General features: G+C 26.9%; 16 protein-coding genes. 6 read left to right on the top strand and 10 right to left on the bottom strand.

Translation table 4 applies throughout. The features are described from left to right. The first annotated feature begins 102 nt into the window (after positions 1 to 102). Together ACFEL5_RS05360 and ACFEL5_RS05355 are read left to right on the top strand one after the other, a co-directional pair. The gene (locus ACFEL5_RS05360; RefSeq protein ID WP_375315168.1) at positions 103 to 1,734 is read left to right on the top strand and encodes an ankyrin repeat domain-containing protein; all 1,632 of its coding nucleotides are present in this window, start codon (positions 103 to 105) and stop codon (positions 1,732 to 1,734) included. Positions 1,735 to 1,995: 261 nt separating this feature from the next. Continuing rightward, complete coding sequence (locus tag ACFEL5_RS05355) at positions 1,996 to 2,940, top strand: IS30 family transposase (RefSeq protein ID WP_338966716.1); 945 nt, start codon at positions 1,996 to 1,998, stop codon at positions 2,938 to 2,940. Positions 2,941 to 3,038: 98 nt separating this feature from the next. Here the strand turns inward: ACFEL5_RS05355 and ACFEL5_RS05350 are convergent, their stop codons facing one another. From ACFEL5_RS05350 to ACFEL5_RS05310, 9 genes are all read right to left on the bottom strand, one after another. Beyond that, positions 3,039 to 4,226: a phosphoglycerate kinase gene (locus tag ACFEL5_RS05350; RefSeq protein WP_375315167.1), complete on the bottom strand. Its 1,188-nt coding sequence runs from the start codon at positions 4,224 to 4,226 to the stop codon at positions 3,039 to 3,041. A 57-nt stretch (positions 4,227 to 4,283) separates the two neighbouring features. Further along, on the bottom strand, positions 4,284 to 5,294 hold the full coding sequence (gene gap, locus ACFEL5_RS05345; protein WP_338968063.1) for a type I glyceraldehyde-3-phosphate dehydrogenase: 1,011 nt from the start codon (positions 5,292 to 5,294) through the stop codon (positions 4,284 to 4,286). Positions 5,295 to 5,420: 126 nt separating this feature from the next. Beyond that, positions 5,421 to 6,305, bottom strand: a complete 885-nt coding sequence (locus ACFEL5_RS05340) for an ATP-binding protein (RefSeq protein WP_342189566.1) — start codon at positions 6,303 to 6,305, stop codon at positions 5,421 to 5,423. 21 nt (positions 6,306 to 6,326) lie between these two features. After that, a complete protein-coding gene (locus ACFEL5_RS05335; protein ID WP_342189567.1) occupies positions 6,327 to 7,331 on the bottom strand; it encodes a DnaD domain protein in 1,005 nt (334 codons plus the stop codon). A 162-nt stretch (positions 7,332 to 7,493) separates the two neighbouring features. Then, on the bottom strand, positions 7,494 to 8,324 hold the full coding sequence (gene mutM, locus ACFEL5_RS05330) for a DNA-formamidopyrimidine glycosylase (protein WP_338968070.1): 831 nt from the start codon (positions 8,322 to 8,324) through the stop codon (positions 7,494 to 7,496). 14 nt (positions 8,325 to 8,338) lie between these two features. Then, the gene (gene polA, locus ACFEL5_RS05325; RefSeq protein WP_375315166.1) at positions 8,339 to 10,957 is read right to left on the bottom strand and encodes a DNA polymerase I; all 2,619 of its coding nucleotides are present in this window, start codon (positions 10,955 to 10,957) and stop codon (positions 8,339 to 8,341) included. Between the two features lie 101 nt (positions 10,958 to 11,058). Next, positions 11,059 to 11,529 carry a hypothetical protein gene (locus ACFEL5_RS05320; RefSeq protein ID WP_338968073.1) on the bottom strand — a complete coding sequence of 157 codons (471 nt, stop codon included), beginning with the start codon at positions 11,527 to 11,529 and terminating at the stop codon, positions 11,059 to 11,061. A gap of 1 nt (position 11,530) precedes the next feature. Further along, positions 11,531 to 13,540: a hypothetical protein gene (locus ACFEL5_RS05315; protein ID WP_375315165.1), complete on the bottom strand. Its 2,010-nt coding sequence runs from the start codon at positions 13,538 to 13,540 to the stop codon at positions 11,531 to 11,533. Positions 13,541 to 14,033: 493 nt separating this feature from the next. Next, positions 14,034 to 14,978 carry an IS30 family transposase gene (locus tag ACFEL5_RS05310; RefSeq protein ID WP_375315093.1) on the bottom strand — a complete coding sequence of 315 codons (945 nt, stop codon included), beginning with the start codon at positions 14,976 to 14,978 and terminating at the stop codon, positions 14,034 to 14,036. A 428-nt stretch (positions 14,979 to 15,406) separates the two neighbouring features. On the opposite strand from ACFEL5_RS05310, the gene ACFEL5_RS05305 reads away from it, so the two are divergent. Further along, positions 15,407 to 19,876, top strand: a complete 4,470-nt coding sequence (locus ACFEL5_RS05305; RefSeq protein WP_375315094.1) for an ABC transporter permease — start codon at positions 15,407 to 15,409, stop codon at positions 19,874 to 19,876. Positions 19,877 to 19,970: 94 nt separating this feature from the next. Then, entirely contained in the window at positions 19,971 to 20,507 is a 537-nt protein-coding gene (locus ACFEL5_RS05300; protein WP_375315095.1) for a hypothetical protein, read from the top strand. On the opposite strand, the gene ACFEL5_RS05295 is transcribed toward ACFEL5_RS05300, so the two are convergent. Continuing rightward, on the bottom strand, positions 20,491 to 21,435 hold the full coding sequence (locus ACFEL5_RS05295; RefSeq protein WP_338966716.1) for an IS30 family transposase: 945 nt from the start codon (positions 21,433 to 21,435) through the stop codon (positions 20,491 to 20,493). The two genes, ACFEL5_RS05300 and ACFEL5_RS05295, sit on opposite strands and share 17 nt — an antisense overlap. A 324-nt stretch (positions 21,436 to 21,759) precedes the next feature. On the opposite strand from ACFEL5_RS05295, the gene ACFEL5_RS05290 reads away from it, so the two are divergent. Then, the gene (locus tag ACFEL5_RS05290) at positions 21,760 to 22,785 is read left to right on the top strand and encodes a hypothetical protein (RefSeq protein ID WP_375315164.1); all 1,026 of its coding nucleotides are present in this window, start codon (positions 21,760 to 21,762) and stop codon (positions 22,783 to 22,785) included. Positions 22,786 to 22,954: 169 nt separating this feature from the next. Then, positions 22,955 to 24,793 (top strand): hypothetical protein, encoded by a 1,839-nt coding sequence (locus ACFEL5_RS05285; RefSeq protein ID WP_375315097.1) that lies wholly within the window; start codon positions 22,955 to 22,957, stop codon positions 24,791 to 24,793. The last annotated feature ends 17 nt before the right edge of the window (positions 24,794 to 24,810 follow it).

The following is a 24,810-nucleotide window of genomic DNA, read 5'->3' as shown; positions in this document are numbered from 1 at the left end:
AAAGACAATATAAATTTATGAACTGCATTTTTAGTAGTGTTTGAAAAATGATTAATAACGCCAATGGCGTTATTTTTAAATTAATTTAAAAGGAGAAGCTAAATGTTGCCACAAGAGTTTCAAGAGCAATTATTAACAATAAAGAAAGAATTTGAGAATTATTTCAAGTATTCAATTGATGAATTAACAAGACTAAAAGTAAAAATTCTTGAATTACAACAAGGTTTAGATATTAGTGATGAAAAAGAACAATTAAATAATTATATGCATCGCATAGATTATCGGATGAAAGCATTAACAATTAATTATCAGGCAGAAGTGCAAAAAGAAATTTTTAATCGTTTAGAACAATTAATTAATCGTGGTGATATTTTAGCAATTGAACAATTTTTGCAAAATACGCCAATAGATTTAAATATTAATGCTTCAATGTTTATTAATAAGAAAATTGAAAATTGATTTCAAAAAATTGATTTTCATAAAACATTGGCAGTATTAGAAATACTAATTAATTATGGTTTTAATGTTAATGTTTGAAATAACGATGGTGAAACGCCACTTCATATTGCTGTAAGAAAAGAATGATTAGCATTAATCCAATTGTTGTTGGATAATGGTGCTAATGTTAATGCTGGTACTGTCTATGTTGATGATAGTGATTTAGAAAGTGAAACTGATGATGCTAATCTTAATGTTGGTGATATTAATATTGATGACAGTTATTTAGAAGATGAGCATAATACAGCCCTGCATTATGCAGTCAAAAGCAAAAATATTGCTGTTATTGAGTTGTTGCTTGCTAGCAGTGCGGATGCTAATCTGCAAAATAGTGGCGGTACAACACCATTTTCTTATGCAATTGAGGAACAAGAAATTGCAATCATTAAATTATTACTTGCTAGTGGTGCTAATGTAAATTTACAGCGTGAGTTAGGTAATCCGCCCCTTCATTATGCAGTAAGCAAAGAAAATCTTGAAATTATGCAACTGCTCTTTGATAGTGGTGCGGATGTTGATATTAAAAATAGTCTTGGTGAGTCGCCTATTTATTGAGCCTTAGGAAGTAAAAATATTGCTGTTATTCAGTTGTTGCTTGCTAGTGGTGCGGATGTTAATATGAAAAGTAGGATGTTTGGTTCGCCGATTTTTGAAGCAATAAAAAGGGGAAATATTGCTGTAATTAAATTGTTACTTGATAATGGTGCCGATGTTAATAATATTCTTAAACATTCTGAATTTAATGCTTTTTTTGTAGCCGTTCGCGAAAGTAGTTTAGAAATTGTACAATTGTTAATTGATAATGGTGCTAATGTGAATGCAACTGATAGTGGTGGTTTTACAGCAATGATGTTAGCAGTTAGAGTATCGCATTTAGAAATGGTACGATTGTTGATTAAAAATGGTGCGGATGTTAATATTAAAAATCCTTATAATGAGAATTGCCTTTTTCCAGCTGTGGCATCAAAAAATGTTGAAATGGTGCGATTATTAATTGATAGTGGTGCGGATGTTAATATTAAAAATGATTGTGGCAAGACGCTGATCCAATTAGCAAATGAATGTAAAATTAAATATGAGGATACTTATGGTGCTCGTATCGGATGGAAATTATCAGGCGAATGTGAGGAAGACCGTATTCATCGCGAAATTGTTGCTTTATTAACAACTAATGCTTCGTTATTAGCAGAAGATGTACTGAGTAATTCACAATTTAAACGCAGAAAAATCGAGTAGGAAATAATTTTATTAAGTTAAAAACTTATCACAGTTTAGGAATGGGTTCTGTTGAAAAATGATTAATAACGCCGATGGCGTTATTTTTAAATTAATTGAAAAAGGAAAGATAAATGTTACCAGAATTATTAGAAAAAAAATTATTAAAAAATAGCTGAATTATACTTGTAAGTGCAAGTAAATAAAATTGCAAAAGATTTCATATAAAAATTTCATGATGCTAAGTTTATTTTAGAAAAAGTAAATTTAAGGAGTTTTTATATGGGATACAAACATCTTGGCATAGATGAAAGAATTTATATTGAGAATCAATTGAAATTTAAAGTAAAAATTAGTGAAATAGCTAAAAATCTTAATCGAAGTATTAGTACTATTAATCGAGAAGTTAATAGAAATAAAGATAATAATCATTATTTTTCATTAATTGCACAAAATAAAGCAGAAAATAGAAAACAATTACATGTTTATTTTCATAAATTTAAAAATAGAGAATTAGTAAAATATGTACAACAAAAATTATTATTAGGTTGATCGCCTGAACAAATTTATGGCAGAATTAAAAATTTTCATCAAGAATGAATTATTAGTTTTAAAACAATTTACAATTGAATTTATTCTGGATTACTTGAAAAGGTTACTAGTAAAAATTTAAGAAGAAAAGGTAAGAAACGAAAATCTCAAGAAAATCGGGGTAAATTTAATGGTAAATCCATTAAAGAACGAAATGTTAATAATCGCATAACTCTTGGCCATTGAGAAGGTGATACTGTAGTATCATCACGAGGTAAAAGTAAATCATGTTTAATAACTTTAGTTGAAAGAACATCAAGATTTACTTTAGCAATATTAGTTGAAAATAGAACTACTAAAGTTATTAACAAAAATATTAGTCATTATTTATCAATTCTTCCAAATAATCTTGTTAAGACTATAACATTTGATAGGGGTAAAGAATTTGCTAATTGACAACAACTTGAAAAAAATTTAAATGTGAAAATTTATTTTGCTGATGCATATTCACCTTGACAAAGAGGTACTAATGAAAATACTAATGGTTTAATTAGAGAAAAATTTCCTAAAAAATTTAATTTTTCAAACACTACTAAAAATGCAGTTCATAAATTTATATTGTCTTTAAACCAAAGACCAAGAAAAATACTAAATTATCTTTCGCCAATCGAATATTTGGTTAGAAAAATAATTTAGTTGCACTTAACTTTACAATTTGGCATATATTACAATTTTTATATTTTAACAATAAAAATGTATCGTTTATTTAAACGATACATCATTAATAACATTAACTATTTATCTTGAATAACTTCAATAGCGGGTAACGGTTTACCTTCTAATAATTCCAAACTAGCACCACCACCAGTTGAAATATAACTAAACTTATCTTTAAAACCTAACTGAATGGCTGCTGCTGCTGAATCACCACCACCAACAATACTAAAAACATTATTTAAATGAGCAATTGTTTCACAAATTGCTAGCGTTCCTTTACTAAAATTTTTCATCTCAAAAACGCCAACTGGACCATTTCAAATAATAGTTTTAGCTTCTTTAATATAGTTATTAAATAATGTTATTGTTTTTTCACCAATATCCATTCCCATATAATCATCAGCAATATTAGCATCAGTACTATTAATTCCAGACTGATCAACAAACTCTTTACTCATCAAATGATCAATCGGTAAAATAATTTTACCATTTGCTTTTTGTAAATACTGTTTAGCTAATTGTATTTTATCTTCTTCAATTAAAGACTTGCCAATATTAAATTGTTGCGCTTTTAAAAAAGTATAACTCATTGCTCCACCAATAATTATTTTATCAGCTACCTTTAAAAGATGATCAATAACACCAATCTTATCAGATACTTTTGCCCCTCCTAAAATCACAACAACAGGTCGCTCAGGATTAATAATCGCTTTATTTAACATTGCTAACTCTTTTTCCACTAACAAGCCAATACACGATTCATTAATATTAGTTGCGATACCAACATTAGAAGCATGCTCACGATGGGCTGTGCCAAAAGCATCATTAACAAAAACATCACCTAAACTTGCTCAATATTTACCTAAACTAGCATCATTATTAGATTCCCTTTTATTTTCTAAATCAGCAAAACGCGTATTTTCCATTAATAAAACTTGTTTATTTTCTAAACTATTAATTGCTGTTTGCAATGTTACCCCACTAATTTCATCAACAAAGTTTACTTCAATACCTAATAACTCTGCTAACCGCTTTGCTACTGGTTTTAATGAATATTTTTTTAAATCTTCTGACCGTTTTATTCTTCCCAAATGTGATAATAAAATAACTTTAGCATCGTGGTCTAATAAATATTGAATTGTTGGGATGGCACTAATAATACGATTATCATCACTAATAACACCATCAACTAATGGCACATTAAAATCTACTCGGACTAATACTTTTTTATCTTTAAAATTAATATCTGCCAATGTTTTTTTCATATGAATTTAATTTTCCTTTCCAATAATAAAAACTAAGGTATCCACCTTAGCCATTATTTATTCCATTAAGTTTGCAATATGATTAACTGTTCGGCATAGTTGATTAACATATGACATTTCATTATCATATCAAGCAAAAACTTGGATTAATTGATCGTCTCCTAAAGTCATTACTTTAGTTTGCGTAGCATCAAATAATGAACCATAACTAATACCAATAACATCACTAGAAACAATCGGATCTTCAGTATAACCAAAAGATTCATTAGCAGCATTTTTCATTGCTTCATTAATATCAGCAACTGTTACCTTTTTATTTAAAAGGACAGTTAACTCAGTAATTGAACCAGTAACTACTGGTACTCTTTGAGCTGCACCATCTAATTTTCCTTTTAAATTTGGTAATACTAACCCAATCGCTTTAGCAGCTCCCGTAGTATTTGGAATAATATTAACTGCCGCTGCTCTTGCTCTTCTAAAATCACCTTTACGATGTGGCCCATCCAAAATATTTTGATCATTAGTATAAGCATGAATTGTTGTCATCACCCCAGTTTTAATACCAAATTTTTCATCTAATACTTGTGCCATTGGTGCTAAACAATTAGTTGTACAAGATGCCGCGGAGATAATAGTATCACTAGCAATAATTTCATGATGATTAACATTAAACACAACGGTTTTTAAATCAGCTCCCGCAGGTGCTGAAATGATAACTTTTTTAGCTCCCGCAGCTATATGAGCTGCTGCACTTTCCTTAGTAACAAATAACCCTGTTGATTCAACAACAGCATCAATATTTAACTCTTTTCACGGTAAATTTTTAGGATCCTTTTCAGATACAATTTTAATTTCATGACCATCAATAACTAAACTTGATTCCTTAGTAGTAACTTCCTTATCAAATCGCTTTTGTGCTGAATCATATTTTAATAAATGACCTAACATCTTAACATCACCTAAATCATTAATTGCTACAACCTCAATATTTTCATAATTCATTAATATTCTTAAAGTTAAACGACCAATGCGTCCAAACCCATTAATTGCAATTCTTTTCTTTGTCATTCTGTTTTCCTCCTATATGCACTGCAATAATTATACAAATAACTCCTTTATTTTACAATTAAATTAGTAATTTTCTTCTAAAACACTATCTAGAAATTACCAAAGACATTGCAAATCATTGCCAATTTATTGGGCATATTTCCGAAGCACATCGCCCCCTAATAATACTGGTTTTGCCAAGTATCTAATTCTTTCTACTAACCGAATTGATTTCACAATATCAATATTTTTATATTTAGCATTACGACTATAATATTCTTGTAAGTTACCCATATCATAATTAGAAGTAAAAAATGTTGATAAATTATGTTGCATCCGATAATTTAAAATACTAAATAAAATCTCATCACGAGTTCACTCCGATACGGGTTCACCAGCTAAATCATCTAAAAATAACACATCACAAGTTTGGAGCTTATAAATATCACTAGCTAATGAATTAGTTGCTTTTGAAATCGCTTGTTTTAATTGACTCATTAATTGGGGAACAAAAACAAAACATACTTTATAATCATTCCGAACTAAACTATTAGCTAATAAAATAGAAATATAAGTTTTACCAATACCAGGAGCACCATAAATATATAATCCTGTTGTTTGCTCTTTTTTAAGGAAATTAATAAAATATTCTTTTAATTTTATGCGAATAAAATCATTTTCTGGTAAATGAAAATCACTTTCTAATGATAAATTAATCATTGATAAAGGAAAATGACAAATTAAATAATTATTACGAATTTTATCATTAGCTCGTAAATATTGACGATGTAAACAATCTTGCATTTCTAAATAAATCCGTTGATTTTCATAAACTAATTCTAACCGATATCCAGGAATTAATTGTTGACATTCATTTCAATTCAAACCATCCAAACATTCAACAAAATTATTTAAATATTTTTCTAAAATATCACTATTTCGTAATAAATCTTTTTTTAATAATTGATGTTCAGCAATAAATTTTTGCAAAGCAATAATCTTAGTTTTTTGAATCCGATGATAAATATCCATAACAATCACTTCCTTCCATAATTATGTTTGATAAAGGGGGTCTTCTTGTAACCATTTTGGAATAATACCTGTATTTCATTTAATTTCATAATCAAATTTTGATTTTTTTACAATTTTATTAAATTTTACTTTTCCCTTATTAAAACTTTGAACATAAGCAGTTCTTAAATATATCATTGCTTGTTCAACAGTAGTAATCTGCTTTTGTTGTAATGTGCTCGCAATTTTTTCTAAATAACCCATAACCAAAAGTTTATTATTTTTATATCACACATATTCAATTAAGCAATTAGTAACTTCTGGTGACAAAGTATAAGTAACTAATAACTTAGCCAATAACTGTAAATCTTTCGCTTGTAAAGGAAAATTTTGTAATAATGTTAAATATTTATATGGTGATATTGTTTGCATCTCATAAATTTTTTTTTGTAAAGGATTTTTCATATCTTCATTAGCAACTTCTAATGATTGGTTATTAGTTTCTGGCAAATGATTGGTTTGGAAAATAAAATCAGCACTAGAAGCATCTGCTTTTACTATTGATAAAGAAAATATTTCATTAAAGCATTTCGTAATTTTTTTATAACTTGACAGATCTTCTTGATATTGCATAAATAAAAACTTTGTTCGTTCATAATCATTAAGAGAAAGATTATTAATTAGCAATTGATTAAATTGCTGATGATTAAAAAAGTCTTGTGGTGCCATCGGAGCAAATAATTCATAGTAATAAGTAACACCAATATTAGTATTATTACGATAAACATCAAGTAAATTTATTGCTTCTAACCGATTTCTCGCAACTTCAATTTCCAGTAATGATAATTGTAATAAATTTTGCAAGCGTAAATGCGAATTATCTAAATTTAAAACTTTCATTGATAATTGTTCATTTAATAAAGCAAAATATAGCGAAACAGCATTAACACCAATAATTGGTTGATATAAATGTTGAACTATCTTTTGCGTTTCACTACAAATATGAGAATTAATAATTATTTGAAATTTTTCTTCTGATTGTAACATTTTTATCTCCACCTTATTGTCTTATTTATTCTATGACAGAATAATAACGATGTAAATAATAAACAATAAAAAAATAATTACCCACTAAGTTATCCACAACTTAGTCCTAAAAATATCTTATAAATAAGATGCTTTAATTTACTTATCCACATAATTCACAACTTATAATTTATTCTGACATTGACAGCAAAAATATGTACCACGACCATTAAGCTTAATTTTTTCAATTATTGAAGAACAAACATAACACGCTAATGCTTCTCTTGTATGCACTTTCAATAATTGCTGATATGTCCCTTTAACACCAACATTAGAAGTATAACTAGCAATTGTTGTTCCTTTTAAGTTAATCGCTTGTGTTAAAATTTGTTTCGCATTATTTAAAATTGCTTTTAAATGCTCGGTTTGTAATTTATTACACCTAGTAACCGGATGAATTTTACTAGCAAATAATACCTCATCAACATAAATATTTCCTAAACCACTAATAATACTTTGATCTAACAGCATTGTTTTAATAGCTCGGTTCTTATTTTTAAATTTCTTTTGTAAATAATCAACAGTAGCCCTTGATTCAAAAGGTTCTGGTCCCACTTTGATTAATGGTGCTAATTGTTCATATTCATCCTTTTTTTGCAAATGAAAAGTACCAAATCTTCTTGTATCATGATATCTTAATTCACAACCATTACTTAATTCTAAAACTAATAAAACATGTTTTCATTCAATATCATCATTAAGATTTTGATAATAATATTTGCCTTCCATTCGTAAATGACTAATTAACACAAAATCTTCTAATTCAAAAATTAAATGTTTTGCTTTTCTTTTTAAATCAAGAATTTTTTGACCAACAATCAATTTTCGAAATGATACTAAGTCGGGTTGTTTAATTACCGAACTTCAATAAATTCTAATTCCTGTAATAACTTGATTGCAAACGAAAGGTTGTAAACTAGCACGAACAGTTTCTACTTCTGGTAATTCTGGCATTAACTTAATCTCCTTTATACTTCATATCAATTATTTCCTATATTAATATCAACCGTTAAGGGCACCTGCAATTTTGTTGCTAAATTCATTGCTGAATTAACAATTTTTTTAACAATTTCTAATTCATTTTCATATACTTCAACAATCAACTCATCATGAACTTGAGCAACAAGATACGATTTTAAATTATTTTGTTCTAATTGCTGATCAATTTTAATTAGAGCTAATTTAATTATATCAGCTGCTGTTCCTTGAATCGGAGCATTAATTGCAACGCGTTCTGCTGCTTGTTTAGCTACTCAATTCCGATCATTAATTGTTGGAATGTATCGAATCCGATTGAATAAAGTTTTAACAAATTTATGTTCTTGACAAAATTTAATTGTATTATCCATATAATGACGAATTTCAGGAAAAACAGCAAAATATCGTTCAATAAATTTTTTTGCTTCGCTAATAGAAATCATTAATTGTTTACTTAAACCAAAATCAGAAATACCATACACAATCCCAAAATTAACAGTTTTTGCAACTCTTCGTTGCTGTTCACTAACTTCAGTTTGATTAATAGAAAATATTTTACTAGCAGTCAATGAATGAATATCTTCATTATTTTTAAATGCTTTAATTAATTCTTTAACATTAGCCATATGTGCTAAAACTTTTAATTCAATTTGCGAGTAATCACTAGATAATACTACTTGTGTGCCAGAATCATTAGGAACAAACACTTTACGAACTAATTTTTGATGAACATCATGAATACTAATATTTTGCATATTAGGTTCTTGTGAAGATAACCTTCCTGTTGTTGTATTAGTTTGATTATAAATCGTATGCACCTTACCATCTGCGAAAATATATTTTTCCAAACCTTTTAAATAAGTTGAATAAGTTTTTTGATATTTACGATATTCCAAAATTTTATCAATAATTGGATGCAATTGTTGCATTTGTAATTGCATTAATACTTCTTGTGCCGTACTACCTTTTTGTAAATCAGGTAATTTTAACACATCAAATAATAATTCTTTTAATTGTTTAGGAGAATTAGGATTAACATCTTGTTGTGCTAAACTATTAATTTCTTCATTTAATTGGGTGACAATTTTTAATACTTCTTTTGTTAACTGTTCTAATTGTTCCATATCAACACGAATACCGTGAAACTCCATTTTTGCCAATACAAAAGCACAAGGAAACTCAATATTTTTATACAACTCTAATTGTTGTTGTTGTTCTAATTTCTTACTAAGAAGCGGTTTTAAATGTAAAATTCATCAAGCTTTTCTAGTAATAAAACCAGCAACTTCTTGTAATTCTCGTACAACTTTTTTTTGATTTTTACCATAAAACATTTCATCATTCATAAAAGTTTGTTCAGCAAAATAATTAATAACATTATCAATCGTTACTTTCATATTCGCATTTAAAATATAACCTGCTAATTGTAAATCAAAAGCAATACCTTTAACTTCAATATGATGTCATTTACAACCATTAATAACTTTCTTCAAATCAAAAACATCTTTTAAACATTTTTCATCTTTTAAAAATGCTAAAAATAATTCATCAGTACTAGCAACAAGATAATCTAAATAAAATGCTCCTTTATCGTTAACAACGCCAAACCCAATAATGTCTGAAGTATAATAATTATCACCATTCATTTCAACAAATAACGCATTTTCAACACAATTATAATTAGCATCTCACTTATTTAAAATTTTACCTTGATCTTTATTATTATTATCTTGTGAAGGATTATTTGTCTCTAAACGATTAACTAATGATTTCAAATTATATTTTAAATAAAATTCTTTTAAGCGATTTAAATCTGTATTAATTGTTAACGAAGATAAATCCTTAGGAAAAGGAACATCATATCTTAAAGACGCCATTTCTTTACATAATAAACCAATATTAGCATTATTCACAATTTTTTCTTTAACCGCTGTTTTTAATTCCTCTTGATGCGTAATAATATTTTCTAATGTTCCAAATTGATGTAACAATGATAAAGCAGTTTTTTCACCAATGCCTTTAATACCTGGAAGATTATCACTAGCATCACCTTTTAATCCTTTTAAATCAGGTATTTGGTTTGGGGATATATCTCATCTTGCTTTTAATGAATCAACATTAATAATTTCTACTTGTGATAATCCCTGCTTCGGTTTAACAATTACCGTATTAGCAGATAATAACTGTTCTAAATCACCATCCGATGACAAAATTTCAATTTCTCAATTTAAATCAATTGCCTTTTTATTAATCGTAGCAATAATATCATCAGCTTCAAAATCAGGATGTTCATATCATTGAATTCCATAGGCATCTAAAAACTCACGAACTAATGGTAATTGCTGTAATAATTCTTGTGGGGTTTTAACGCGTTTTTCTTTATAACTAGGTAATATTCCATAACGAAAATTTTTAGGTCCAGCATCAAAAGCAACCAAAACTAAATCATAATTTTGTTTTAAAATCTTTTCTAACATTGTAATAAAACCTAACAAAGCATTAGTTGGTGTCCCATCATTTGCTCGTAAAGTTATGGAATTACTATATGCAGTTGCGTAATATGCTCGAAAAACTAAACCATTACCATCAACTAATAATATTTTCTTCATTAAAAAATTTTCACCTAATTCTATTTCATTTCTTAAATTATTATAACAAATAAACTTGTCAAAAATAAAAACAGCAAGGATTTTGCTGTTTTTATTTTTAACTATGCAGGACTGGCAGACTTATTTTTCTCTCAAAATTTTCAATTATTAGCAACAATCTCTTTATTTTTCATTCGATAGGCAACTAGTAATAAAAATCCCGCCCCAATCATTAATAGTAAAGAAATAACTAATCCAATTGCCATTCTCTCGCCATTATCAGTATTATCAATAATTGTAAAGATAAATGTTAAAAAACCAATAATTATATAAATACTACCAATTATTCAAAAGAAAATCCTTCTTTTTAAACCTCAAATATTTGTAATAACAAATGTAAAAAAAGCAATAATAATTAATATATTCCATAATGTTTGAGCAAAATTACTAGTTCAAAAATTTAGTTTTAAAACAACAGTATCATAAATAACAAATTTAGACTTAACTAGCTCCACAAAACCATAAACAATCATTAAAAAAAATGCTAACGAAATTACTATTCGTCCAATTAATGCCCATTTTGTATTTTTCATTTTATTTAATCTCCTTATTCCTAAATGCTACAATTTTAAAATTATTGCTAGCAAGACTATTGTAATAGTTTTTTGTTTTTCATTTAATTGAATAAATATTATTCATCTTACCTTGGGAAAAACTAATATCATATGATACTTCTAATGAATTATCAATATCATTATACTGCATTTTCGTATTAGTAATTCTTCAATAATTACTATCTTGATAAAATCTCCGATATTTCATATTAATAGTGCCATTATTATCATTAACAATGCGATCTAAAATTCCGTTTTCGCTTGTTAACATTGTTAACAATTTAGCAACCTCGGTTATACAATTGGAATCATCTTCTTCTTTACAAGAGCTAATAGTCGTAATAAGAGTATCCAATACTCCATTCGGTATTAATTCACCTTTCTGACCATTATATCCAAGGATTTCTAATAATGCCACTTTTGCATGCTCGTTGTCAATTTCAATGGCAGCAAGAATCTTGTTAATCTTTGCTTCTGTTAACACCTCATCTTGAATTACACCGACTAACTTATTAATTGCGGTTAAAACATCATTTAAATTAATATTTGTATCATTAGGAAGAAAATTTAAATATTTTTTAACAGTTCCAAAAATGGAATCTAATATATCTTTAATTTTAGGAAATGCTAATGGGAAAAAATCAGTATTTTTACAAAAAAAACTATTAAATCCCACACAACCACCACCAGCTGAAACCACATCAATTAATGGATAATCAAAAGACTTTAAGAAAGCTATAATATTTATGTTAATTTTCTTAACTAATTCATTTAATTGTGGGGTTAATCTCATAATTAATAATAACTTTCGTAAACTTAATCCGCCATCATTTAAAGAAAATACTTTTGTTAACTTATTTTTTAAATTACTAATTACTGATTGATCGAAACCAACATATGTCGTACTCAATTGCTCATTAATAGCTTGTTGAATTTCTTTAGGAATTTTACTAACTTCGTACCAAATCTTATTGGGATCATCAAAAGGAATACTAACATACATTTTCATTACATAAGAAATAACTGGTAAAATTGGTACTAACAATGAAATAATATTTTTTAGATCTTTAAATCCATTTTGAAAATTTTCTAATATATATTTATTAGTTATTATTGAAACATGATTATCATTATTATCTACTTCAATACCAAATGTTGCCATCATTGTATCATAAGCAGCTTCTACTTCGGTATCATCTTTACTATCATATCCTTTACAAGAACTTTCAGCTTTTTCTTTTTCTATCTTTTCTTTCTCTTCATCATTTTCTTTTTTTTCATAATTTTCTTTCTTACAACCAATTTGAACAATTATTTTTTTAATTCTTTTTTGTGACCACTGTAGTGCTTGAGCATATGTTGCTTTGCCAACAAAATTATCATTATGTTCAGTAAGATTATTTCGTAATTCAGTAATAATATCAGCATAACCACCAGCATTATAATCATTTCAAAAACTTTCAATATTACTTTTAGTTAAAAAATTCATAATGGGATCTAAAACAGACCCACTATTAAAAATTTCTTTTAATGTATCAACAGTTAAAGTGTTAAAAATTGAACCATATGTTCGAATTTTACCTAAAATATTATTTTGACTAATTAAATCAGCATAGGGTTTTACATATTTATCATTAGAGTTAATAACTTTATTAGCTAAATCTTGCGAAGCAAAAAACTCTTGATGACGAGGGAATCAATTATTATCATTGGTTTGTCCAAAATACGAATAAGAAATATTTTTAAAAATTAAATTATCAACTTTATTTTCTAAAATATCATTAATAACTTGCGAAGCATCTCATTTTTTTTCTCTACTTAATATTATTGCTTTAGTAATTTCGCCAGTAATTGCCGAAAAATCATTTAATTTAGCAGCGATGCCTTCATCAATCTTAGTTTGATAACGAAAAGTACAAGCAGCTAAGGTTAAAATTTGAGAAACTGATAATAATAACACTACTCAATATTTCATTATTTTTCTTTTCATAAATTAAACCTCAACTTTTATAAAACAATGCAAGACAATTTTAAACTTTTTAGAAAAATAAAGCAAATTCAAATTATGAAAAAAAGAACAATAAACGGCAATTTTTTTTAAATTTTATTTTCATAGTCTTACTTCTATAGACTTGGTACATAACCTTTAATTTTATCTACTATTTTGATAATTATTTTTTAGATGAAATACAAATGTTAGATAAATACAAAGATAAAAATGAATTTTATAGTTTAGTCGGCATAAAATGTTATAGTTATGTACCAAGTCTTATTAAGAATACTATTTAGATTTAACTTTGTCTATCTAAATCAATATCCAAATATTTATTTAAAAAATAAAACCAATCTTGCTACTAATATTCTGGGCGCATAAAGTTTTGTTAGGTGGGTAAAGATTTGAATAATTTTGAAAGAAAAGCAACTAAAAATTTATTACCTTTTTACTTGAAAAATAATTAGCCAAATTGTAAAGTTAAGTGCAACTAAATTATTTTTCTAACCAAATATTCGATTGGCGAAAGATAATTTAGTATTTTTCTTGGTCTTTGGTTTAAAGACAATATAAATTTATGAACTGCATTTTTAGTAGTGTTTGAAAAATTAAATTTTTTAGGAAATTTTTCTCTAATTAAACCATTAGTATTTTCATTAGTACCTCTTTGTCAAGGTGAATATGCATCAGCAAAATAAATTTTCACATTTAAATTTTTTTCAAGTTGTTGTCAATTAGCAAATTCTTTACCCCTATCAAATGTTATAGTCTTAACAAGATTATTTGGAAGAATTGATAAATAATGACTAATATTTTTGTTAATAACTTTAGTAGTTCTATTTTCAACTAATATTGCTAAAGTAAATCTTGATGTTCTTTCAACTAAAGTTATTAAACATGATTTACTTTTACCTCGTGATGATACTACAGTATCACCTTCTCAATGGCCAAGAGTTATGCGATTATTAACATTTCGTTCTTTAATGGATTTACCATTAAATTTACCCCGATTTTCTTGAGATTTTCGTTTCTTACCTTGTCTTCTTAAATTTTTACTAGTAACCTTTTCAAGTAATCCAGAATAAATTCAATTGTAAATTGTTTTAAAACTAATAATTCATTCTTGATGAAAATTTTTAATTCTGCCATAAATTTGTTCAGGCGATCAACCTAATAATAATTTTTGTTGTACATATTTTACTAATTCTCTATTTTTAAATTTATGAAAATAAACATGTAATTGTTTTCTATTTTCTGCTTTATTTTGTGCAATTAATGAAAAATAATGATTATTATCTTTATTTCTATTAACTTCTCGATTAATAGTACTAATACTTCGATTAAGATTTTTAGCTATTTCACTAATTTTTACTTTAAATTTCAATTGATTCTCAATATAAATTCTTTCATCTATGCCAAGATGTTTGTATCCCATATAAAAACTCCTTAAATTTACTTTTTCTAAAATAAACTTAGCATCATGAAATTTTTATATGAAATCTTTTGCAATTTTATTTACTTGCACTTACAAGTATAATTCAGCATTAATAAAACAAAATATTTAATATTAACAAACATATTCTTAATAAAAGGTTATAAAAACTAAGTAAAATGCTTATAAAAACAACATTAAAATAATTTTTTACAACAAAAATCATACATAAGAAATATATACTTAATTTGCATATTGAAATAATTTATAGTAAATGACTATTTTTTCTTTTTTAAAAAATACCTAAGAAAACTAAACGTGACCAATATTCTTACAAGGTTGCCGTTCATAAATAAGTTGATATAATTATTTATGTTAAAAAATATTTATCTTTTTTATAATAATTTATTAAGTTGAGGTTAGATACATTTATGAAACATTGAAAATGAAACAAATTATTTAAGCAAGCCTTTTGAGGAGCATTTAAACATAAAATCCAAATTATTTCATTAATTTTATTAACTATTATCTTATCAACGACAATTACCTTAACTTGAATTACGACAAGATGACTCTTAGATGGTGAAACAGCAATGAATAGTGCTACAACACCATTTAATTATAGTTATCGCTTTAACAGTAAAAATAGTCCTAGTATTCAAAGCATATCACCAACATTTAATATTTGTACTGCTTTTAGTAAAAGTTCATTAGCAGAATCTAATACTAGTAAAAGTATAAAAGATAACAGTACACCAATACTTACCATTGCGAAAGATAAAAATGACCCTACGGGGTGTTTATTACCATTAATATCAGAAAGTTTAGATATTACGGAAAAAATAGCAAGTGATAATAATATCACAATTGAAAATATTTCCTTTAAAAATTTACTAAAATGAGAAAAAATTAATACAAATAGTTTAGCCTTTAAAAATTCACTCTTTGGTCAAATTTTACATAAAAAATATCATGACATTCCTAATAACGAATTTAAAATATTATATGAACAATATACAACTTTGGTTGAACAATACATTAACCCAATTTTTGCCTTTTATTTATTTAATCTTTATAAAGCTAATAGTGATAAACTTAAATATCCAAAAAAAACAACTGATGCTGATTATTTTGACAAAGTTAAAGCATTTAAAGAAATATTTTTAAGAGACTTTGTTAATGCTCGTAATGGCGACAGTTGAATAAGAGATATAAATAATGAAACTGATTTATCTAGTGATAATGTTCCAATTTTTGGTGGCGGAATTAATATTTTTCAACAATTAACAAAAGAAGATTATGAAAAAAGGTTTCCTCAGGCAACAAATTTTAATAACAAAGCTTTTTTTAAACAAGGTTTTAAAGGCGATTTAGGAAATATTTTAATGAATATTAGCAAAGATAATAATGAAATTATTTTTCAACTAACAAACGACCACATAAATGATAATAAGGATAGTAGTTATCTCGATGTTGCCAAATATCTAACACTTCCGATTGGTGGAACATCTTTAAGAAATAATTGAGATATTTCGCAAGCAATATGAAATCACCATAATAAATTAGTTGGCTTATTAAGTAACTTTAATGTCAATTTACGCCAAGAGTATTTATTTTCTGATTTTGCTACTAATATCCGTTATCGTGTAATTAGTATTAATCCTAATAATGACGCTAAAAAAAATAATATTAAAATCATTAGTGGCACCTATCCTACTGGTGCTAATCAAATTGTAATTAATCCTCAGTTTGCTGAAAAATATAATTATAAAATTGGTGATACTCTTAAAATTGGTAGCTATAAATTAATAATTACTGGCATTGGTGGCGATAACTTTACATCGTTACCTGTTGTTCATCCAATAAATTTTCTTCCTAATCCAGCAAAAGAAGCCGTCTTATTCGTTAACCACCAATTATTTATTCGTGATGAATTCATTCGTTATAGTGATATTGAAGATATATCTAATGTCTATTTAACATACACAGGAAATCATATTGCCAATGATTTCGAATTATTTCGACTTTTTCTTAATGATAATTTTAAAAAAAATAATAACAGCATTGAAACTGTTTATCAAAAAATGTTAGCTTACAATAACAACCCCCAAGACATTCAAAAAATTACTGAAGATTTAAAAATAACTTCAACGATTGAAAATAGTGACAGCAACAATTATATTAATCGTGGCTTTAATTCGTTACCAACAATTACTAGAACATATACTTGATTTAGTATTATTATTGTTATTTTTATGACAATGTTAACAGTTTTTGCAACAGTATTAATTATTAGAAAAACCGTTGAACGCAACGCAACACAAATTGGTGTTTTGAAAGCATTAGGCTATGAAAATAAAACAATTATTGGTTCATATTGATCTTATGCCTTAATAACAACAATTCTTGCTGTACCCATTGGTTGAATTGTTGGTAGTATTTTACAAATAGCCGTAATGAAAATTTTTGAAAATTTCTTTACAATCCCAAATAATATTTTTTATTTTGATATTATTCCTTTTCTAATTGCTTTGGCAATTAATATCATTGTAATTTTAATTACCGTAACAATTACTGCTTATAAACAAGTAGCAAAAAATACAATTACCCTATTACGACCTAACAGTGATAATAAACCTTCAAAAGCAATTTCTGGCATCCACAAAAGATGATTTGCATTTGGAAGCTTTAAAACTCGGTTTCGTTTGGCATTGGCATCAGTTTCATATAAGAAAATTATTATTATGTTTGTAACAATTCTTATTGCTTCATTCACTATCGCTATTGCCTTAATGATCCCTGCTGCTGTTCGCAGTCTTGATGATTCTTATTATGGACTTTTAAAATATCAAACTAATGCTGAATTTCAACAACCGATTAGTAATATCCCAACAACTCGTTATAATTTATACCCTTGAAAAGGGATTGATGCTCAAAATCAAAGTCTTGATTACCCAATTACTGAAATTCGTCCAGTAGCTGATTACTATAAAGATGCTCCTGCTAATTCTTGAAAAAAACTTAGTGATAATACCCAAAACATTAATTTAGATAATATTTTAAAACAAATTGCTTATAACTATTATTGAACAGGTGGCAGAGGAATTTCTTTAGGTTGATTAGAACAAATTTCTAAGGATTTTAATAATAATCCCAAACTTTCAGGATTATTATCCACAATTATTTGTCCAATGGTAAACACTATTTTAACAACTAATGCCGAAATAAATACTAGTGATAACTGAAGAACCTGTACAATGAATGCAATTGAAACAGCTGTTCCTTCTTATATTAAAGACTTTCTTAATATTTCTGGAAGAAAACAACGCTTAACAATTACTCATAATACTTTACCTTATAATGCTAAAGAAGATGAATTATATACATATTATGATGCTAACTTAAATAATGTCGCTTTTAAAACCCTAGGAGTAAAACCAAATAGTGATATGATTGCATTAAAAGAAAGTTCAAAATATATCCAAGAAAAAAAATGACTTGATAAGATTCCAGCAGTTATTAATCGGGCAATGCAAATAAAACATAATTTAAAAGTTGATAGTATTTTTGAAAGTGAAGTTCAACAAAAACAATTACAATATATGAGTGCTAATAATAAATGATATCCTGCTCACACTTCATTTTGAATTTATCGTGATGAAAATAACTCTGAAAATATCTATAATATGCCTCTAGATAAATGAAGTATTAATGATAATAACTCGCCTTATGGTTGAACTAACCATTATGGTTATAAAGAAAACGATATTGGTGATGATGACATTGCTAAAAGTTATCGTAACTTAAATGAAATAATTTTACGATTACCCAAAGAAGAAATCACAATTGATAATATCAAATACCCAGCAATTAAAGATGAATTTTTAAAAGAAATTATTAATGCAAAAATACCAACAAATAATAATAAATTTGTTATTGAACAATCATCCGACAATAAATGATGACATATTAGAGCCTTTGTGCCATTTGCTACTAAAAATAAATTTGTTGATGAAAACTTTATGACATCAGCACTAAATCTCTTAAATCAATCATATGACAATCCATTATGAAATATTTTTATTGCCATACTAGACGGTAAAACTATTGGTAATAAAGAAATACCTAAAATTCTAAAAATTGATAATACCCCGATACCGCAAAAAGTTAAATATCAAGTTAAAGCAATTCATGAATCTTATGGTGAATTAAAAGTTTATATTAATCAACGAGTTGCTAATCAAATTCTTGGTTTTAATGCCACAACAAGTAGTGAAATTTATAAAAAAGATCCTTTTAATAATGAACCATTATGATTTAATGGTCGGTTATCATCTAATCCTGAATTAACTGATGTTACTAGTAGATATTCAACAACTTCAACTCTTGGTGATTATTCAATTGCTAGTTTAAATGATAATGTTGCTAATACTGTTACTAACAGTGAACTATTAACAGTAAAACGAGAATTAATTAAAAACTTAACAACAGTGGCTTCTAGTATTGCTGCCATCTTTATTTTAGGTTCAATTAGTCTATCCGTAATTATTGTTATAATGATTTCTAATCTTCTTGTCCATCAGTTTGCTAAACTAATGGCGATTATGAAAATTCAAGGGTATAAATATCGTGAAATTAATAGTTTAACTTTATCAATGTTTATTCCGGCCGCTATTATGGGATTTATCGTTGGATTTATCAGTGCTTGATTTATTTGTCAAGGTATCTTATGAACTATTGGAATTTTTACTGGATTCATTATTCTCCTATATTTCCAATGATGACTTTTACCAATAACATTAGCAACAATTACAATTATTTACACACTGACTTATATAATTTCAACTGAAACATTAAAACGAATGAATGTACTTGAATTAGTAAAAAGTAGTGACGAATAAGTTATTTAAAGCAGAAAGGCTACAAAAACTAATGAAAAAAATATTTCCAACTTATAAACAAGCATTTTTTTCAATGTTTAAAGTAAAAGTTCAAATGATTTTACTAATTTTGCTAACAATAATTCTCACTGCTAGTATTAGTCTCGCCATGTCAACAATTAATAATTTAAAGCAAAGTAATAATTTTATGGGGCAAGAAGTAAAATATGATTATTATTATAAATTTAATTTTTCTAACACTGATTTTACAGAAAGCAATAAATTAACAGTTAGTGACTTTAGTATTAGTAATAATCCTAATGATGATAGTCTAATAACATTAAAAACTAAAAATGTGCAACTAATAACTAAAAAAGTTAACGAGCAATATACTATTGATAATATTAAACTAGTTAATTATTTAAAATGAGAACAAATTAATCATCAAAGTTCTTATTTTCAAAAATCAATTATTGGAAAAATTCTTAAAGAAAAATATCATTATGTCATTAACAACATTGAATTTAAACAACTTTTTAATAAATTTATTAATGTAATTGATATATATTTTTCTTCTTTACTTAATAAAATGTTATGAAATTATTATATTAGCCAAATTGTAAAGTTAAGTGCAACTAAATTATTTTTCTAACCAAATATTCGATTGGCGAAAGATAATTTAGTATTTTTCTTGGTCTTTGGTTTAAAGACAATATAAATTTATGAACTGCATTTTTAGTAGTGTTTGAAAAATTAAATTTTTTAGGAAATTTTTCTCTAATTAAACCATTAGTATTTTCATTAGTACCTCTTTGTCAAGGTGAATATGCATCAGCAAAATAAATTTTCACATTTAAATTTTTTTCAAGTTGTTGTCAATTAGCAAATTCTTTACCCCTATCAAATGTTATAGTCTTAACAAGATTATTTGGAAGAATTGATAAATAATGACTAATATTTTTGTTAATAACTTTAGTAGTTCTATTTTCAACTAATATTGCTAAAGTAAATCTTGATGTTCTTTCAACTAAAGTTATTAAACATGATTTACTTTTACCTCGTGATGATACTACAGTATCACCTTCTCAATGGCCAAGAGTTATGCGATTATTAACATTTCGTTCTTTAATGGATTTACCATTAAATTTACCCCGATTTTCTTGAGATTTTCGTTTCTTACCTTTTCTTCTTAAATTTTTACTAGTAACCTTTTCAAGTAATCCAGAATAAATTCAATTGTAAATTGTTTTAAAACTAATAATTCATTCTTGATGAAAATTTTTAATTCTGCCATAAATTTGTTCAGGCGATCAACCTAATAATAATTTTTGTTGTACATATTTTACTAATTCTCTATTTTTAAATTTATGAAAATAAACATGTAATTGTTTTCTATTTTCTGCTTTATTTTGTGCAATTAATGAAAAATAATGATTATTATCTTTATTTCTATTAACTTCTCGATTAATAGTACTAATACTTCGATTAAGATTTTTAGCTATTTCACTAATTTTTACTTTAAATTTCAATTGATTCTCAATATAAATTCTTTCATCTATGCCAAGATGTTTGTATCCCATATAAAAACTCCTTAAATTTACTTTTTCTAAAATAAACTTAGCATCATGAAATTTTTATATGAAATCTTTTGCAATTTTATTTACTTGCACTTACAAGTATAATTCAGCAAAAAAGAAAAAATAGTCATTTACTATAAATTATTTCAATATGCAAATTAAGTATATATTTCTTATGTATGATTTTTGTTGTAAAAAATTATTTTAATGTTGTTTTTATAAGCATTTTACTTAGTTTTTATAACCTTTTATTAAGAATATGTTTGTTAATATTAAATATTTTGTTTTATTAATTATTTTTCAAGTAAAAAGGTAATAAATTTTTAGTTGCTTTTCTTTCAAAATTATTCAAATCTTTACCCACCTAACAAAACTTTATGCGCCCATGCAAGAGCATTATTAGATCAAAGATGACAAGAAAATCAAGCAAGACAAGAAGAAGCAAAAGAAAACGCAAAAAGAGAAGTAGAACAAAGATTAGCAGATATTGATGAAATAATGCAGCAAGAAGAAGCGGAACAAAGAAAACAGCAAGCAGAAGAACAAAAAAGAAGAGAAGCAGAGGAAAAGCTGTTAGAAAATAGTCGTAAACTTGAAGCAGAGACGGCCAAAGTAGCAGAGCAAATGCTAGCACAACAAGCGAAGGAAAAACAAGCAAGAGAAAAAAGACAACAAGAAGATCAAGCAAGACAGGAAGAAGAGTTAACAGAAGGATTAAAAAAATTAAATATTAGTGATAAACCGACAAGAAAAACCAAAGGAAATGAAGACGAAAGAAATTTAGAAAAAGAAATAGAAAATGCAAGAGAAGTTGCTAAACGATTAGATGAAGAAGAAGAACAACGAAAATTAAGCAAAACAAGTGTTAAAGAGTATGAAAAGCAACAAGAAGAACGACTAAGAGAAGCAGAACAATTAAAAAAAGAAAACGAAGAATTAGAACGATTACAAGCAGATAGAGACCGAGGAATTAGAACTAAAGCAAGAGAAAGACAAGAAGAAGTACGACAGAAAGGTAAAATAGCCCATTATGAAAAGCAACAAGAAGAACAAAGAAAACAGCAAGCAGAAGAACAAAGAAAACAGCAAGCAGAAGAACAAAGAAAACAGCAAGCAGAAAAACAAAGCAGAAGAGAAGCAGAAGAAAAGCTGTTAGAAAATAGTCGTAAACTTGAAGCAGAGACGGCCAAAGTAGCAAAGCAAATGCTAGAAAGGCAAAAGAGAGAAAGAGAAGAAAGACAACAAGCAAGAGAAGCAAAAAAAAGAAAATTAGAAGAAAGACAACAAGCTAAAGAAGCAGAAGAACAAAAAAGAAAAAAAAGTCAACGCGAAAAACCTTTATTATCTAGTTAAAGTTATAAAATTGGAAAATCATGCTGATATTAATTATTAGAACATTTGAATGATTAATTGTTGTTGGAAAACCACAAAATATATGAAGAAACTAATAATTAACTAGAAAAAAATTGATTAGATTCATTTTAATAGCATCTTCTAGTAGAAATTTAAGAGGAGAATAATAATGAAAAGAACCCAAAAACTATCAGAAAATCTATTTGAAGTTGAAAAATGAGAAGAACAACTAAGAGCAGATATAAAAAACGAGCAAGAACAAATGATTCAAAGTATTTCATCACTAGAAACCAATGCTGTAAATTATAAACAAATGATAAAAATAAAACCAACTAAATCACCTTGAGAATTAGCATGTTTATTAGCAACAATTTTACAAATAAACTGAGGTAATAGCAGTTCATCATTAGGAAATAGACATCGAACTAGTAGAACTTCTAGGTTGTCAGGACTAAGTCATAATGATGAAGTAATGGGTTACTTATTAAGAAAATCACATAGTGTTATTGAAAAAGATGACTCACAGAGTAATCCTCATAATTTTAGAAGGAATTATGCTGACAATCAGCAATTATTTCTAGATGACACAGTTAATAAGCCCTCTAATATTTTTGACAACGCTCATAGTGAAATAGATTATTATTCAGAAGCAGTAATAGATAAAATCATCAGAGATAAGTTAAAAGAAATTAGAAACTTTAACAGCGAACTAGGAATAAAAAGAGATCAAATGATTAGGGATAAGTTAAGAAAACTTAGCAAATATAATAATCCATCCGAATTCAAGAAAATTCAAGCAATTGAAGAAAGATTGGAAGATCTTAGAAAATTTAATAGTTCATTAATATTAAAAAATAATCAAATAATTGAAGAAAGATTGGAAGCACTTAGAGAACATAATAGTTTATCATTAACTAATGATTATGTAGATAGTAATATTGTTGATTACTCTAATATCACAACTAACCAAGAATTGTTAGATTGATTAGCAAAACATAACGAGGATGGAGATTCACCATTAGTTAATTATGTAGAAAGTGATATTGTTGATTACTCTAATAATATTATTGAGCAACAATTATTCGAGCAATTAACAAAAATTGAAGGAGATGCAAGTTCATCAGGGGAAATTGATAATGCTAACAAAGTGTGAACTGAGGAAGCAATCTTAGAAACTATGGAAAACCTTAATATTAAGCGCGTTTCATCAATGGTATCACTAACATCATTAACAATAGATGAAAATCAAAAACAGTTAGAAAATATCATCAGACTTGAAGCAGAGACTGCCAAAGGAGCAGAGCAAATGTTGAAACAGCAACAAATTCAAGACGAAAGTTTTAAAGTTGTATGAACTGAACAAGAGCTTATCGATAAAATGAGCAGTCTTGAACCAAATAAACATTTATCTAACGAAGAATTGTTAGCTCGCTTAGCAGAACTTAAGAGGGATGGAGATTCACCATTAGTAGCTAGTGATATTGTTGATTATTCTGATGGTGCCGTTCATCAAGAACTTTCAGATCGCTTAGCAAAGCTTAAAGGAGATGGCACTTCATCAGTGGAAATTGATAATAATCAAAAACAGTTAGACAATATCTTGAATCTTGAAGCAGAAACTGCCAAAGTAGCAGAGCAAATGTTAACACAACAAGCGAAGGAAAAACAAGCAAGAGAAAAAAAACAACAAGAAAAAGCAGAGCAAGCAAAAGAAAGAAACCAACAAGAAAAAGCAGAACAAACATTAGGAAAAAGCGAAGAGAAATTAACAGATATTGATGAAATAATAAGCGAAGTAATAAAATCAGAAGAACAACAAGATTATTTTAATTTAACTGCACCACAAGCAGGAACTAGTTTTGATCGCAATACAATTTTTAAACTTGAAGCAGAAACTGCCAAAGTAGCAGAGCAAATGCTGGCACAACAAACGAAGGAAAAACAAGCAAGAGAAAAAAGACAACAAGAAAAAGAACAGCAAGCAAGAGAAAGCTCTTATGAATACTAAATAATGTAGATTAATGA

Source organism: Spiroplasma endosymbiont of Tipula paludosa, from assembly GCF_964264785.1.
In the GTDB taxonomy this organism is placed as follows: domain Bacteria; phylum Bacillota_I; class Bacilli_A; order Mycoplasmatales; family Nriv7; genus Nriv7.
The sequence above is the reverse complement of the archived record's forward strand: the minus strand, read 5'-3'. Positions and strand labels throughout refer to the sequence as shown.